Below are 15,643 nucleotides of genomic sequence, written 5' to 3' on the forward strand. Positions count from 1 at the left end.
GAGAGGGCGGCTTTACAGGGACGTTGCCTCCGCCCGTACCCGATAAGCCGGAAGGAATAAGCCGAGGTCACCGCGAAGCGGCGATTTACCGCCGGGAGCCCGGGTCGCCAGGGTGGTGGCGACTGAGCCACCCTGGCACGTTCACCGGTCATGTCGTTACAGAGTAGCAAGGAACATAAAGTGAACGGAATGACCACCACCGCCGTATGTTCCCCTCACCCTCACCCTCTCCCCGGAGGGGCGAGGGGATTGCTCAGTGCTCGCATTAATTTGTGGGGAACCCTCAGCCCTGTGGGAGAGGGTTAGGGTGAGGGCATCAGCCCGCCCATTCCTTAAGCAGGCATCGCCTCGCGCGGAATAATCGCTCCGCGATACTGAATCACCGTGCTGGCCGTCAAGTGTCCGCGCTGCGCTGCCGCTTCTGGCGTACCTCCCGTCAAACGTACCGCCAGATACCCCGCGCTGAAAGAATCGCCCGCCGCAGTGGTATCAATCACTTTCTCTTTCGCCAGCTTCACCGCCGGCACCTCTTTCACGGCTTCACCCGCCACCGCCACCAGGCAAGACTCCGCCCCGCGCTTAATCACCACTTCGCTGACCCCAGCGGCCTGTGTCCGGGCGATGACCTCATCAACCGGCTTTTCACCCCACAGGGCATCTTCATCGTCCAGCGTCAGGAAGGCGATATCGGTGCATTCCAGCATCTGCTGATACACCTGCTGCGTCTCTTCACGGCTGGCCCAGAGGCGCGGACGGTAGTTGTTATCGAAAATCACCTTACCGCCGTTGGCACGGCATTCGCGCAGCAGTGACAGCAGCTTTTCACGGCTCTGCTGGCTCAGGATCGCCAGGCTGATCCCGCTCAGGTAGAGGTAATCGAAGGTGGCCAGCTCTTCGCAAATCGCAGCGGCGGCATCGCTTTCCAGCCAGAATTTGGCAGCCGCTTCATTACGCCAGTAATAGAAGGTGCGCTCGCCGGTACTGTCGGTTTCGATGTAGTACAAACCCGGCAGACGGTTTTCCATTCGCTGGATCAGCGAAGTTTCAACGTTTTCACCCTGCCAGGCCTCCAGCATCTGCTGGCTGAAGCTGTCCGTTCCCAGCGCGGTAACGTAGCTCACGCTCAGCGCGTCGGGGGCGACCTGACGGGCAATGTAAACGGAGGTGTTCAATGTATCGCCGCCAAAACCGCGGCTGACTTCCGCGCCTTTCTGGGACAGCTCAATCATGCATTCGCCAATCACGGCAATTTTCTTAGACATAGTCGTGAACCTGAACAGAGTAATTAAGGGTAGTGTGCGCTGTGTGTTTTTTACGGTCAACCATATTAAAACGACGTTCCATTATTTTTTTTGAGCCAGCGCGTGTTCCGGCATATTTCTGTCATCTTAATTTCATTTTCCCGCTGAATTGAACATAAAGTTCTCACCTGGCGGGCCGATAACTCAGTGACGAGTCCAGAAAGGCTATCCCATACAACAGGACATCCGAAATGAAGTCAGAGCAGGTTATCCAGCGGCTGAGCACTACGCCTGAGGCAAGTATTGAGAACTTGCAGGAGCATCGCTGCTGGCTGCAATGTGAGCGAGCGTACACCTATCAGCCTATCTACCGTACTGACGGTCGGTTAATGGCAATTGAGGTGTTAACGGTCGTCACTCATCCATCGAACCCTTCGCAGCGTATCGCGCCGGACCGCTATTTTGCGGAGGTTGCCGTGCGTCAGCGCATCGACGTGCTGGAAGAGCAGTTGAGAATGCTGGCGACGAAGCAGGCGTTCTTCGAGCAGCACGGTATTCTGGCTTCGGTGAACGTGGATGGCCCAACCCTGATGGCGTTACGTCAGAATGCGACGCTGCAGGCGCTGATTGCCACCCTGCCGTGGATGCGCTTCGAGCTGGTGGAACATGTTCAGCTGCCGCAGGACTCCTCATTTGCCTCGATGTGTGAGTTTGGCCCGCTGTGGCTGGATGATTTCGGTACCGGTATGGCCAACTTCTCCGCCCTGAGCGAAGTGCGTTATGACTACATCAAAGTGGCCCGCGATCTGTTTATCATGCTGCGCCAGACACCGGAAGGACGGAACCTGTTTACGATGCTCCTGCAACTGATGAACCGCTATTGCCAGGGCGTCATTGTGGAAGGCGTAGAGACGCTGGAAGAGTGGCGCGACGTGCAAAATTCTCCGGCAGCGGCGGCACAGGGTTATTTCCTCTCTCGTCCTGTCCCCATGGATACCCTGGAAAAGGTGATAACCACCCTCTGATCTGCCCGCTTCCCTTTGTCTGAACTATAGTTTTAAAGGCAAGTTCATCAGGAAAGGGGACAACAATGACAAAAACAACCAGGGTGATTTCCTGGACAGCAGGGATTTTCTTGTTGCTGATCGTGGTCTTAATCATCATTATCGCCACGTTTGACTGGAACCGCCTCAAACCGACCATCAACCAGAAAGTCTCGACCGAGCTAAACCGCCCCTTCGCAATACGTGGCGATTTGGGGGTCGTGTGGGAGCGTCAGAAAGAGGAAACCGGCTGGCGAAGCTGGGTGCCCTGGCCGCACGTTCACGCTGACGACATCATTCTTGGCAACCCGCCGGACATCCCCGAAGTGACCATGATCCACCTGCCGCGCGTGGAAGCCACGCTGGCGCCGTTAGCCCTGTTAACCAAAACGGTGTATCTGCCGTGGATCAAACTTCAGCAGCCCGACGCGCGGCTGATTCGCCTGTCGGAGAAAACCAACAACTGGACGTTCGATCTCGCCAGCAGCGGCGATAAAGATCCGAATGCGCAGCCCTCTTCGTGGTCTTTCCGCCTCGACAATATTCTGTTCGATCGGGGGCAGATCGCCATTGACGATAAAGTAAGTAAGGCTGACGTGGAGATCCTCGTCGATCCGCTGGGCAAGCCGCTGCCGTTTAGCGAAGTGACGGGCAGCAAAGCCAAAGGCGATGACAGCAAAGCTGGCGATTACGTCTTCGGCCTGACAGCGAAAGGGCGCTACAACGGCCAGCCACTGACCGGTAAAGGCAAAATCGGCGGCATGCTGGCGCTCAGGAGTGAGGGCACGCCGTTCCCGGTGCAGGCGGACTTCCGCTCGGGCAATACCCGCGTGGCGTTCGTGGGCACGGTTAACGACCCGATGAACATGGGCGGCGTCGACCTCCAGCTTAAGTTTGCCGGGGATTCGCTGGGTGAATTGTACGATCTCACCGGCGTGCTGCTGCCGGATACCCCGCCGTTTGAAACGGACGGGCGGCTGGTCGCAAAAATCGACGCTGAAAAATCGTCCGTCTTTGACTACCGGGGGTTCAACGGCCGCATCGGCGATAGCGATATACACGGCACGCTGACCTACACCACCGGAAAACCGCGCCCGAAACTGGAGGGGGACGTTGAATCCCGCCAGCTGCGTCTAGCCGATCTTGGTCCGCTGATTGGCGTAGATTCGGGTAAAGGCACGAAGTCAAAAGAGGTCAAAAAGGACGCTCAGCCTGCGGGTAAAGTGCTGCCCTATGACCGCTTCGAAACCGACAAGTGGGACGTAATGGATGCGGACGTGCGCTTCAAAGGACGTAAAATTGAGCATGGCAGCACGCTGCCGTTGAGCAACCTCTCGACCCATATCATCCTGAAAAACGCCGATCTGCGCCTGCAACCGCTGAAGTTTGGCATGGCCGGGGGAACCATTTCCTCGAATATCCACCTGGAGGGGGATAAAAAGCCGATGCAGGGAAGGGCGGAGATCCAGGCGCGTCGTCTGAAGCTGAAAGAGCTGATGCCGGACGTGGAGTTGATGCAGAAAACCCTTGGTGAGATGAACGGCGATGCGGACATTCGCGGCACGGGTAACTCTGTGGCCGCGCTGTTAGGCAGCGGAAACGGCAACCTGAAGCTGCTAATGAACGACGGGCTGGTGAGCCGTAACCTGATGGAGATCCTGGGGCTGAACGTCGGTAACTTCATCGTCGGACAAATCTTCGGAGACGATGAAGTGCGCGTGAACTGCGCGGCGGCAAACGTGGACCTGGTCAACGGTGTGGCGCGTCCGCAGATTTTCGCATTCGACACGGAAAACGCGGTTATCAACATCACCGGTACCGCCAGCATGGCGTCCGAGCAGCTGGATTTAACCATCGATCCGGAAAGTAAAGGCATTCGCATCATCACCCTGCGCTCGCCGCTCTACGTTCGCGGGACCTTCAAAGATCCGCAGGCGGGCGTGAAGGCCGGGCCGCTGATTGCGCGCGGTGCGGTTGCCGCCGCCCTCGCCACGCTGGTCACCCCTGCGGCGGCGCTGCTGGCGTTGATTTCGCCGTCAGAAGGCGAAGCGAATCAGTGTCGGACGATTTTGTCGCAGATGAAGAAGTAAGGTGTGGCCTGTTCTTGCCGGGTGACGCTGCGCTTACCCGGCCTACATGTGGATCGTAGGCCGGGTAAGGCGTAGCCGCCACCCGGCATTCGCTTACAGAGTCTGATGCTTAGTTTCGTGCGTCAGCAGCAGCGCAATCAGCGTCAACGCTGCCATTGCCGCCAGATAGACACCCACATAGAACAGACCATAGTTCGCCTGAAGCCACGTGGCGATATACGGGGCCACCGAGGCGCCCAGAATAGACGAAACGTTATAGGAGAACGACGCGCCGGTATAACGCACTTCAGTCGGGAACAGCTCCGGCAGCAGCGCGCCCATTGGGCCAAAGGTCAGCCCCATCAGGCTCAGACCAATCAGCAGATACGCCATCACCAGCGCAGGGCTACCTGAACCCAGCAGCGGCGGGAAGACAAACAGTGCGAACAGGATGATCAGCGAGGTGATGACGATCATGCTTGAACGACGGCCAAATTTATCCGCCAGCAGGCCCGCGATGGGCACCATCACGCCAAATCCAATAACCGCCATCATCAGCATCCACAGCACTTCGTTACGCGGCAGGCCCAGTCCGACCGGTACGGCGGCGGTACTGTAGGTCATTGAGTACACGGTCATGATATAGAACAGCGTGTAGGTCGCCAGCATGATGAACGTACCCAGCACGGTCACGCGGAGGTGTTTGGTCAGTAGCGTCCCCAGCGGAACTTTAACCTGCTTTTTCGCCGCGGCGACTTTAGCGAAGACCGGCGTCTCGTGCAGCGACACGCGCACGTACAGGCCAATCAGCACCAGCACGGCAGAGAAGACGAACGGAATACGCCAGCCCCAGCTCATGAACTGTTCATCGGTCAGCAGCCAGGAGAGGAGCAGGAAGGTGCCGTTCGCGAAGAAGAAGCCAATCGGCGCACCCAGCTGTGGGAAAGAGCCATACAGGGCACGCTTACGCGCCGGGGCGTTCTCGGTCGCCAGCAGCGCCGCGCCGCCCCATTCCCCGCCCAGCCCCAGGCCCTGACCAAAGCGCGCCAGCGCCAGCAGCACAGGCGCCAGAATGCCGATAGTTTCATAGGTCGGCAGCAGGCCGATGGCGACGGTGGAGATCCCCATCGTCAGCAGTGAGGCAACCAGCGTCACTTTACGACCGACGCGATCGCCAAAGTGGCCAAAGACCGCTGAACCTATAGGACGCGCAACGAAGGCGATAGCAAAGGTAGCTAAAGACTGTAACGTGGCTGCCGTCGGGTCGCCCTGTGGGAAGAAAATATGCGGAAAGACAATGACCGCAGCGGTGGCGTAAATATAAAAGTCGAAGAACTCAATGGCGGTGCCAATCAGCGATGCGACGACGACTTTATTGCGGGAGTTGACCGGAACGTGTTCCGCCCCTTCGTTAAGTGTGGTGGCTGTTGCTTGCATAATATTTTCTTATTTTTGGACGAACGAAGGGCCATATTAGGCACAGCAAAAGCGACATTTCAATCTGTAACAAAGGCGTGACATGGTCATAAAAGCAACAAAAAGCGGATAATTTTCAGGCCAGCGAAAACACTTCCATGAAATGCTTCACACATTTTAAATATCAGTCATTAAAACTGGTTTTGAGTTAAATAAAAGTTACGGTCTGGATTTATATGCTGAAATGATGAATCGGGCTGAAATATCAGCCCGACAGGACATCAGTGGTGGGTTTTTCCCGGCATGCGCGGGTCGTCTTTATACTCTGCGGTGGCGATCCACGCGGCACAGAACAGCGTCAGGCGTGCGAAGAAATAGAAGAAGGCCATCAGCCCCAGCACCGAACCAAAGGCCGCGCCGGAGGGGGACTTCACCAGCGATGGCAGCGTATAGGTCATCACAATTTTGATCACCTCAAAGCCAATGGCGGCAATCAACGTCCCACGGATCAGCGCCTTCTTGCGCGGCCGATGGCGGGGCAAACGCCAGAAGATCCAGAAGAACAGCAGGTAGTTAGCAAAGATGGAGATAGCAAGCCCTATACCGCGCCAGGCCGGTTTCAGCCATTCAATGTAGTCCAGATACAGCGCGGAGATAATCATCTGCTGCGCAGAACCGGCGACCGAGGTGATAGAGAGCGTGATGACCAGCGCCACCAGCAGACCAATCAGCGAGATAAAGTCGCGCAAATACTTCACCCATATCTTCTCTTGATCCTGCGGCGTACGCTCCCAGACGTCACGCGACTGGGCGCGAATGGCTTCACGCAGGTTGCCCATCCAGTTAACCCCGGAATAGAGCGCAATCAGCAACCCGACGATACCCACGGTGGTACGCTGCTGCACGGCGGTGTTGATGGTGCTTTTGAGCGTCGTGGCGAGCGTCTGGTCGCTGACGTTGGTCAGGATCTTATTGAAGATGTCCTGCAACAGCGTCGGGTGAGACGCCAGCACAAAACCGGCGGCAGCAAACGACACCATCAGGATGGGGATCATCGACAGGAAAGAGAAGTAGGTGATCGCCGCGCCAAACTGATTTCCCATACGGTCGTTAAAGCGCTCAGCGGCGCGGATCAGGTGAGCAATCGCTGGTATCTGCTGAATTTTTTCGGCTATGCCGGTCACGGTGCCCAGCGCTTTGCTGGTCGTTCCAGGCTCCTTCGGCGCTTCAGGCTCGTTATCCATCTTTTTGATGGGTTCATAATCTAAATGTTGAGTCGGTCGTTGCGGGTTATTTTCCGGCGTCACGCGCATTTTCCTTTTCGTTGAGCTGGATGTTACTGAATTATAGCTTGCGACTAGTCCACGTAACTTTTTGTGAGTTCGGTAAGCCACTCCATAAACACATGCACCCGACGGGAGAGGTTACGGCGGTGGGGATAAATGAGGGAGACGGGCATTGGTTCAGCCCGATATTGCGGCAGGATCTCAACGAGTTTTTTCGTGCGCAGGGCATCACGCACCCCGACGCGCGGAGCCTGAATAATGCCAAGCCCGGCGATACAGGCGGCCTGGTAGGTTTCCGTGCTGTTCACCGTCAAAACGCCTCCCGTTTTTATCCACTGGGTCGCGCTGCCGTTGAAATACTCAAAACCCAGAGGACGGGTGCCCAGCGTGGCGGAGTAATGAATGAGGGCGTGTGAGCCCAAATCATCCAGCGTCTCAGGGTAGCCGAATCGCGTGAGATAATCCGGGCTGGCGCAGTTAATCACTGAAAGCTTCCCAAGCGGGCGGGCGATAAGCCCGGAGTCCTTCAAGTTTCCCACGCGAACCACGCAGTCAAATCCTTCGCGGATGACATCGACCAGACGATCGCTGCTGCTTAGCTCAAGCTCAATGCCGGGAAACTGTTGTAAAAATGCAGGCAGTTTCGGAATGACGACATTTCGTGCAATGGCAACGGGCATATCCACACGTAGCCGACCGCTGATGGTGGAAGGGTCGTGCAGAAACATGCCGTCCAGTTCGTCCAGATTCATCAGCAGATCTTTTGCGCGTTCGTAATAAACCATGCCGTCCTGCGTCAGGCTGACGCGGCGGGTAGTGCGGTGCAGCAGTTGAGTGCCAAGCGCGTTCTCCAGCGCCTGGATCTGCCGCGAGACACTCCCCTTCGGCAGGCTTAACGTCTCCGCCGCGCGGGTAAAACTCTCCAGTTCCGCGACGCGAAGGAAAAGCTGCATTGCGTATATTTTATCCATAGATATGGGTCATTGTTGTTTGAAATGAAACAGTGAAGCGTTGGCGGCACTATTTATTGATTTTCTACCATCTAATAAGCTCATTCTCAATCTTCATCGCAGTCGAAACGAGGTGAATTATGCGTGAACGTATTGCATTAGTGACGGGCGGTAGCCGCGGCCTGGGTAAAAATGCGGTTTTGAAGCTTGCTGCGGAAGGGACAGATATCATCCTGACCTGGAACAGCAGTCAGCAGGAGGCGCAGGAAGTTGTACGCGAAATTGAGGGAAAAGGTAGAAAAGCGGCAGCATTGCAGCTTAACGTCGGCGATACGGCAAGTTTTGCGCGCTTCGCTCAACAGGTGAAGGAAACCCTTACACACGTCTGGCAACGTGACACCTTTGACTATTTAGTGAACAACGCAGGTACAGGGTTATACGCACCCTATACCGAGACGACAGAAGCGCAATTTGATGATGCGGTGAATATTCACTTCAAAGGTCCGTTTTTCCTCACACAACAGCTGCTGCCGCTCATAAAAGACGGAGGACGGATCCTGAATGTCTCAAGCGGACTGGCCCGTTTTACTCAGCCAGGTTCAGGGACTTACGCGGCAATGAAAGGGGCGATGGAAGTGCTGACCCGCTATCAGGCAAAAGAGCTTGGCGTGCGCGGAATTTCCGTCAATATCATCGCGCCTGGCGCGATTGAAACCGACTTTGGAGGCGGACGCGTAAGGGATAATGCGGAGCTTAACCAGCTGCTGGCCTCGCAGACGGCGCTGGGACGGGTGGGCCTGCCCGATGATATCGGTGACGCCATTGCGGCGTTGCTCAGTGACAAACTGGGCTGGATGAATGCGCAACGTATTGAAGTTTCAGGCGGTATGTTCCTGTAATGTTCAGACTTAAGGGGGAGGGAACCCTCTTAAGGAAATCCTTAAAGCAGGTGTGTCTAAATGATGAAAGATATAAAGAGAGCTGGGTGAATTGTAACCTCTCCATTCATTGAGTTTTTTCTTAAAAAATGCCTCTGTAGAATCCCCCTTCGCTATTCTCAGAGGAGTAATACGATGCGAGTAATCATGTTTGACAGGCAGTCATTATTTATTCATGGAGCGAAGTGCAGTTTGCAGAAATTAATTCCGGAAATAGATTTGACAGGAACTCGTCAGACTGATGAATTATGGGCACACTTATCCGCGTCACCTTCCGCTATCGTCATGATAGATGGGTATTTAATTCATGATAACGGTGTGGCTTTACCGGAAGAGATTATGAATCGTTTTCCAACAGCGCGCGTGGTGCTGGTGTTAACGAAAAAAGAGCCTCGCTGGGTTGAGCAAATGCTACAGCGCAACGTGGTGGCAATAATCCCTCGTAATGCGAATCCCGAACGCTTTTCCGCCGTGCTGGATTCTGTATCGCGAGGGATGGTCTGTTTTCCCGGCGAGTGGATGAACCAGCACTCCTCTCATGATGAGCTGTCATTGTTAAGTGAGCGCCAGCGTGAGGTATTGAAATTACTGGCGGCCGGAGAGTCAAATAAAGAGATAGGTCGTAATCTCAATATCAGTGCGGCAACGGTAAAAGCCCATCTTGAGACGCTTTTCCGTCGTCTTGATGTCAAAAACCGGACGCAGGCCGCGATGTACTATACCCGGGCGACGGCCTGAAGGATCTTCTCTGGCAGAGGGGAATCTTCCCCAAAACTGAAGAGCGTTAATACCAGTGCATCATGCTGCTGTTGGGTTAATGGGCGTTTGTTCATTTCCCGCAGCAGCGACTCACATAAATGAATATCATTGAAAAGCAAATTCTCCGCCTCAGTCGGCGTGATGAGGCCGTTAAATTTTTCCCACTGGCGAATCACGTGACCGTAACCTATAACCCATATTCCCTTTTCGTCACGGTATTTCTCCAGGGAAAGACCCTGCTGTTTTTTAATTAATGCGATTGCAGCAGAAGATATCTGCATTGCATAACCCGTCATAAGCGTTTCCTCTTTATGGCGGAACTATAAAGGGAAAACAGCCCGGGGAATATCCGCCAAATGGCCGTTGATCAGGTTTTACTGAACGGATATTCCTTTTTCAGTAAACCGAATAGCCAGTCGTTATGCCATTGCCCTGAAAGGAAATAACTCTCGCGCAACTCACCTTCCAGCTGAAAACCTTTTTTTTCCAGCAGTCGCCTTGAGGCGATATTTCCCGCCGTCACGGTCGCGGTGAGCCGACGGATATTGCCCTGGGTCAGCGCGAAATCACACACCGCCCGCAGAGATTCAAAGCCGTAACCTTTCCCCTGCGCAGAGGGCGCAAAGAGAAAACCGACTTCGGCACAATCTGCTTCCCGGTGCACATAGCCGGTTACGCCCAGCGGCGTCTGGCTGGCCGTCTCACGCACCACAAGGCAGAGCCAGTGCGAGCTGCCCGGTGCCCACGGCAACAGACGAGACACAAAGGCCTCCCGAATGTCAGCCTCGCTACGCTCATGGGCGACAAAACGCATCACGTCAGGATTTTGCTGTAGCGACAGAAAAAAGGGCCAGTCTTGCTCTTGCAGCGGCAAGCAGGTGAGACGCGCGGTGGTTAAGGCGGGCATGACGATCCTCCGGAGACATTGCAAATGATTATAGGGTTGTCACTTTATTTCAACAGAAAGTCAGGTATGTTTAACCTCCTATAAATAAAAAGAAAAACGACTTTTATTGCCGCTTTGGCGGTACTCGTTGTCTCTCAAGGAACACAATGATGATTAGCTCATCGCATCATACCCGCGAACAGTTTGAACACTGTCTGGCGGCGATCCGCCAGGCGTCTGTTGAAATCTTACTTCTGTTGAATGTACATGTTTCTGAAGGAAAAGATCCACGCTGGTTTCTGGAACAACTGGATAGCGCCCGCCTGGGGCTGGGCGGGTGGGGTGCCGTAGCCAGAAAGCTGAACCTGAATGATGCGGAAATGACGGCCTTTACGCTGCAATTACGCTTGCTTCAGCAGCGCGTTCCCCAGTATGAAAGCGGGCAGGATGTCAGCGAAAACCAGCTGATTGCGGCGATGCGCTTCGTCACATCCCTTGAATATCTGCGTCTGCAACAGCCCCTTCTGACCTACGATACCGGGAGGGTGCCAGACAAGGCGAGCCAGCTCCAGGCGCAGAAACAGGTGCGTGCCATTGAGTTGATGATAAAAGGATTGATACAGCAGGCATGGCCCGATCCGGTGCGGCTGAATAATCATCTTAAGACCTTGTTTAATGCTGAACGTGTGCGTCGCTGGCTGAAAAACGGTGAAATTAATGATGTTCTGAGCGGCATGTTATTTAGTGAGCTGGCCCAGCTGCTGGTGGATAAGAAAGAATTTAGCCGCTACTACACGTCGCTGTTTAACGCCCCGGACATGCTGACGCTGCTGGTAGAACCCCGCAAAACCCTGCAAACCTTCCTCGAAGATATCCGTCAAATCCGCAACAGCATCACCGTGCAGCAGCCGTTGAGCGGGGCGCAAATCCAGCTGCTCGACAGCTATTACACGCAGATCACCCGCTCCGTTCAGCGCGCGTTTGAGGAAGGGCGGACACGCGTTAACCCGGCGGCGCTGATGGCGGTGGATGAAAGCGAGCTGCATGCATTCTGGGAAAAGGCGCAAAAAATAGACCGCACAACAGGCGGCGATCTGTTTGAAGTGCGTGACAGCATAGAGAAACCGACTCAGCGCGCCGCGCGTACGCCAGAGCAGCGCGAACAGCTGATTTCCGGCGTGCTGTGGGGAGCGGTTGGCGTGATGGTTATCGCGATTGTCGTGGGAGGAGCCTGGCTGGTAACCAGCAGTAAACCGCAGCCGACTGTGGCCAGCACGGCATCTCCCGCGCCGGTGCAGGAGATGCGCGAAACGCCTTCCTCGCGAGAAACGCTGACGCGCATGGGTGTCACCTGGGATGAAAACAACTTCCGTTCAGCGATTAGCCGCAATGATACCCGCGTGGCGCTCCTGTTCTTGCAGGGTGGCATGGACTGGAAAATGTCATGGACGGAGGAGGCATTGTCGGCAGGCTACGATGACGTGCTGGAAGTGATGTTGCGCTACCGCCTGCAAATGACAGAGCAAAAGCCCTGCCGACGCTTTATTAATACGCTTAGCCATGCGATGGCGAACGGCGAATCGCTGACGTCTATGCGTAAGCAGTACCTGAAAGCATTCTGTACCGTCCCGGCGGTAGTGAAACGTCAGCAGCACGACGCCGATATGGCAACGCGCCGCGCGAAGACGCAGCCCGATGCCAGTACAAAAAAATGGCAGTCCATCCAGACTGCCATTTATGAGGTGATCCGCTGATTATTTTTCCCCCTCACCCCGGCCCTCTCCCCAAAGGGGCGAGGGAGAAAAGGCCGCACCGTTAAGTCCCCTCTCCCCTCAGGGGAGAGGGTCAGGGTGAGGGGTGAGACTCAGGGCTCCCCATACAGCCCAATCAACCGCCGCACCACCCCATTCGTCCAGCCGAAGCCATCCTGCAACGGATACTCACCCCCGCCACCTTCGCGTGGCGTGCTGCTGGCGATGTGGTACTTCTCAATCAGCTTATGATGGGTTTTGTAGTAATGGTTTACCGTGTGCAGCCAGCTCCAGGCGATCTCATCCCCCAGCGAGTCGTTGCCGTACTGCTTGAACCCCTGGATCGCCATCCATTGTAGCGGTGCCCAGCCGTTCGGCTTATCCCACTGCTCACCTGTTTCATATTCGGTGGCGAGAATACCGCCCGGCGTGAGCAGACGGGCTTTAACGGCATCGGACAGCCGTTCAGCCTGCTCATGGGTCGCCATGCCCACATACAGCGGCACAATGCTGGCCGCAGAGAACAGCGCCAGGGCTTCACGGCGCCAGTCGTAATCACGATAACAGCCGTTCTCTTCGTCCCACAGATAGCGGTTCACCGCCGCGCGCCGGTCGCTGGCTTTCTGGCGGAATAGTTCAGCCGTCTCTTTATCCCCTTTCGACGCTGAGATATTGGCGATAGCGCTCTCCAGTTTGAACAGGAATGCGTTCAAATCGATGGGGATAAATTGCGTCGTACGGATGCTGGCCAGCCGCGCAGGATCGCGCAGCCAGCGGGACGAGTAATCCCATCCTGAGGCTGCCCCGGCGCGCAGGTCGCGATACACCTCGTTCGGCGGACGACCGGAATGACGGGCGGTTTCAACGTCCTCAATCCAGGATTCATCCCGTGGCGTATCACGATCGTCCCAGTAGCGGTTGAGCAATGAGCCATCCGGCATGCGCACCGCACTGCGATAGGCCTGGTTGAGCAGCAGCGAGTCCGCCCCGTCCATCCAGAAGGCGTACTCCATCTTGAGATGCTCAAGATAGCGCTTCGCCCCGCGCACGCCGTCCTCTTCAAACAGCTCCACCATCAGGGCAAAAACCGGCGGCTGGGAGCGGCTGAGGTAGTAGGTGCGGTTGCCGTTCGGGATATGTCCGTAGCGCTCAATCAGCCAGGCGAAGTTATCGGCCATGCATTTCAGCAGATCGTTACGACCGCTTTCTGCCAGCCCCAGCATGGAGAAATAAGAATCCCAGTAGTAGGTCTCGCTGAATCGCCCGCCGGGCACAATATAGGCCTGCGGCAGCGCCAGCAGCGACGACCACGGGATGTGATCCTGCGGCTCGCGCGTCAGCACCGGCCACAGGTTATCAATGTGTTCTTTCAGGGAGAAGCCGGGATCAGAGACATACTCTTTACTGTAGTCCTCCGGCAGCCAGAAGTGATTCTCCACAAAGCGCGCCAGGTCAAAATCCCGATGACGACGCACTTTACGGTAGCGGATCAGGATATCCAGCGGGTCCATTTTCGGCGCGCAGTCTGGGAAAGTTTTGCTGTCCGCAAACAGCCGTGTCGACTGCACATGTTCGAACAGTTCAAGATAACGATCGGCAGGCGTCAGGGCATCGGAGGCAGGTAGCCCCTCGATCATTTCGGGTTCCGGCTCCGCCTCAATCATTTCATCCAGTTTCAACTCGCAGGGATCGGTCTCGTAGCGCAGCTCTTCTGCAATCTCGAACTCGATGTTCTCGGTAGCCTGTAGTTTCTGGTTGAACATGGTGATAAGGACCTCCGGTTGTGTGTTCTAAAAGACAGGTTTTTCCGGGCGTCTTATAAGCGTAGACATTCGCTTCGGTGGATGTGGAGGGATATGTGCGGTAGATCACGATTTTCGGAGCATTCGTTTTGCAACGATTTATGAATGTTAAAAAAATGCCCCTTTGAAGAGGGGCATCAATATCAACGCATTGTTACAAACTCTTCTGCCGCAGTGGGGTGGATCGCCACGGTGTTATCGAAGTCTTTTTTCGTTGCGCCCATCTTCAGCGCCACTGCGAAGCCCTGCAGGATCTCGTCCATGCCAAAGCCTATGCCGTGGATGCCAACGATCTTCTCGTCCGGGCCCACACAGACCAGCTTCATGCGGCACGGCTGACGGTGCGAGGTGACCGCGGTATACATCGCGGTAAACGCCGATTTATACACTTTCACCTGATCGTCGCCGTACTGCTCGCGCGCCTGCGGCTCGGTTAAGCCGACGGTGCCGATTGGCGGGTGGCTGAAGACCACGGTCGGGATGTTGCTGTAATCCAGATGTTCGTCCGGCTTGTTGTTAAACAGACGCTCGGAAAGACGACGCCCCGCGGCCACGGCAACCGGCGTCAGTTCTACGGCACCTGTGTTATCACCAACGGCATAAATACCCGGTACGCTGGTATTCTGGAACTTATCAACGACGATGTAGCCTTTTTCATTGGTTTTCACCCCGGTTGCGGCCAGGTTGAAGTTGTCGGTGGCCGGTTCACGACCAATCGCCCAGATCAGGCAATCAACGGTCTGGCTGCGGCCATCTTCCAGTTCCAGGGTCAGGCTACCGTCCGCATTTTTAACCACCGCTTTTGGCACGGCGTTGGTGTGCAGGGTTGGGCCTTCGGCGTTCATCACCTCGACCAGCGTGTCGACGATTAGCGGATCAAAGCTACGCAGCGGCGCGTGTTTACGCACAAACAGGTGCGCTTCCGCCCCAAGGCCGTTAATCACGCCAGCAAGCTCAACCGCGATGTAACCCGCGCCTACAATGGCAACGCGCTCTGGCAGAGCAGGCAGCTCGAAGAACCCGTCGGAGTCGATGCCGTATTCCGCGCCCGGAATGTTCGGATGGCTCGGACGGCCACCGGTGGCGATCAGGATGTGATCGGCGGTGATCGTCTCGCCGTTCACTTCGATCGTCTTCGCATCCACGAAACGGGCGAAGCCGCGGATCACGTCGACGTTATTCTTGCCCAGCACGTTATCGTACGAGGTGTGAATACGGTCGATATAGGCGGTACGGCTGGCGATCAGCTTATCCCAGTCGAAGTGGTTGATGGTGGTGTCAAAGCCGTAGTCCGGGCCATACATATGGATAGCTTCACGGATTTGCGCGGCATGCCACATCACTTTCTTCGGTACACAACCCACGTTTACGCAGGTGCCGCCGAGTTCTTTGGCTTCAATCAGCGCACACTTCTGGCCGTACATGGCCGCACGGTTGATGGAGGCGATGCCGCCGCTGCCGCCGCCGATTGCGATGTAGTCATAATGCTTAGTCATAGCTTT

Annotated in this window: 13 protein-coding genes; 5 read left to right on the top strand and 8 right to left on the bottom strand. The window is 55.7% G+C overall.

Going from position 1 to position 15,643, the window contains the following annotated elements:
- Positions 1–332: 332 nt before the first annotated feature.
- Positions 333–1,262, bottom strand: a complete 930-nt coding sequence (locus CKK19_RS06830; RefSeq protein WP_063148101.1) for a sugar kinase — start codon at positions 1,260–1,262, stop codon at positions 333–335.
- A gap of 230 nt (positions 1,263–1,492) precedes the next feature.
- Between CKK19_RS06830 and pdeH the strand changes: the two genes are divergently transcribed.
- A complete protein-coding gene (pdeH, locus tag CKK19_RS06835; RefSeq protein WP_063853846.1) occupies positions 1,493–2,266 on the top strand; it encodes a cyclic-guanylate-specific phosphodiesterase in 774 nt (257 codons plus the stop codon).
- Between the two features lie 65 nt (positions 2,267–2,331).
- Positions 2,332–4,374 (top strand): AsmA family protein, encoded by a 2,043-nt coding sequence (locus CKK19_RS06840; protein ID WP_063853845.1) that lies wholly within the window; start codon positions 2,332–2,334, stop codon positions 4,372–4,374.
- A 93-nt stretch (positions 4,375–4,467) separates the two neighbouring features.
- Here the strand turns inward: CKK19_RS06840 and CKK19_RS06845 are convergent, their stop codons facing one another.
- The 3 genes from CKK19_RS06845 to CKK19_RS06855 all read right to left on the bottom strand — a co-directional run bounded on the left by CKK19_RS06845 (position 4,468) and on the right by CKK19_RS06855 (position 8,026).
- A complete protein-coding gene (locus CKK19_RS06845; RefSeq protein ID WP_022649720.1) occupies positions 4,468–5,790 on the bottom strand; it encodes an MFS transporter in 1,323 nt (440 codons plus the stop codon).
- A gap of 260 nt (positions 5,791–6,050) precedes the next feature.
- On the bottom strand, positions 6,051–7,076 hold the full coding sequence (gene yhjD / locus CKK19_RS06850; RefSeq protein ID WP_022649719.1) for an inner membrane protein YhjD: 1,026 nt from the start codon (positions 7,074–7,076) through the stop codon (positions 6,051–6,053).
- A gap of 50 nt (positions 7,077–7,126) precedes the next feature.
- Complete coding sequence (locus CKK19_RS06855; protein WP_045308794.1) at positions 7,127–8,026, bottom strand: LysR family transcriptional regulator; 900 nt, start codon at positions 8,024–8,026, stop codon at positions 7,127–7,129.
- Between the two features lie 119 nt (positions 8,027–8,145).
- On the opposite strand from CKK19_RS06855, the gene CKK19_RS06860 reads away from it, so the two are divergent.
- Together CKK19_RS06860 and CKK19_RS06865 are read left to right on the top strand one after the other, a co-directional pair.
- Positions 8,146–8,904, top strand: a complete 759-nt coding sequence (locus tag CKK19_RS06860; protein WP_023298834.1) for an SDR family NAD(P)-dependent oxidoreductase — start codon at positions 8,146–8,148, stop codon at positions 8,902–8,904.
- 174 nt (positions 8,905–9,078) lie between these two features.
- Positions 9,079–9,681 carry a response regulator transcription factor gene (locus tag CKK19_RS06865; protein ID WP_022649715.1) on the top strand — a complete coding sequence of 201 codons (603 nt, stop codon included), beginning with the start codon at positions 9,079–9,081 and terminating at the stop codon, positions 9,679–9,681.
- Here the strand turns inward: CKK19_RS06865 and CKK19_RS06870 are convergent.
- Both CKK19_RS06870 and CKK19_RS06875 read right to left on the bottom strand, forming a co-directional pair.
- On the bottom strand, positions 9,660–9,998 hold the full coding sequence (locus CKK19_RS06870) for a lysozyme (protein WP_022649714.1): 339 nt from the start codon (positions 9,996–9,998) through the stop codon (positions 9,660–9,662). The two genes, CKK19_RS06865 and CKK19_RS06870, sit on opposite strands and share 22 nt — an antisense overlap.
- Positions 9,999–10,069: 71 nt before the next feature.
- A complete protein-coding gene (locus CKK19_RS06875) occupies positions 10,070–10,609 on the bottom strand; it encodes a GNAT family N-acetyltransferase (protein WP_225455083.1) in 540 nt (179 codons plus the stop codon).
- A 146-nt stretch (positions 10,610–10,755) separates the two neighbouring features.
- On the opposite strand from CKK19_RS06875, the gene CKK19_RS06880 reads away from it, so the two are divergent.
- Entirely contained in the window at positions 10,756–12,342 is a 1,587-nt protein-coding gene (locus CKK19_RS06880; protein WP_063853844.1) for an STY4199 family HEPN domain-containing protein, read from the top strand.
- Positions 12,343–12,452: 110 nt separating this feature from the next.
- On the opposite strand, the gene CKK19_RS06885 is transcribed toward CKK19_RS06880, so the two are convergent.
- Both CKK19_RS06885 and gorA read right to left on the bottom strand, forming a co-directional pair.
- The gene (locus CKK19_RS06885; protein ID WP_063152548.1) at positions 12,453–14,102 is read right to left on the bottom strand and encodes an alpha,alpha-trehalase; all 1,650 of its coding nucleotides are present in this window, start codon (positions 14,100–14,102) and stop codon (positions 12,453–12,455) included.
- A 182-nt stretch (positions 14,103–14,284) separates the two neighbouring features.
- Entirely contained in the window at positions 14,285–15,637 is a 1,353-nt protein-coding gene (gorA, locus tag CKK19_RS06890) for a glutathione-disulfide reductase (protein ID WP_022649710.1), read from the bottom strand.
- Positions 15,638–15,643: the final 6 nt, after the last annotated feature.

The organism is Enterobacter sp. CCUG 70166 (assembly GCF_020224095.1).
Taxonomy (GTDB): Bacteria; Pseudomonadota; Gammaproteobacteria; order Enterobacterales; family Enterobacteriaceae; genus Enterobacter; species Enterobacter intestinihominis.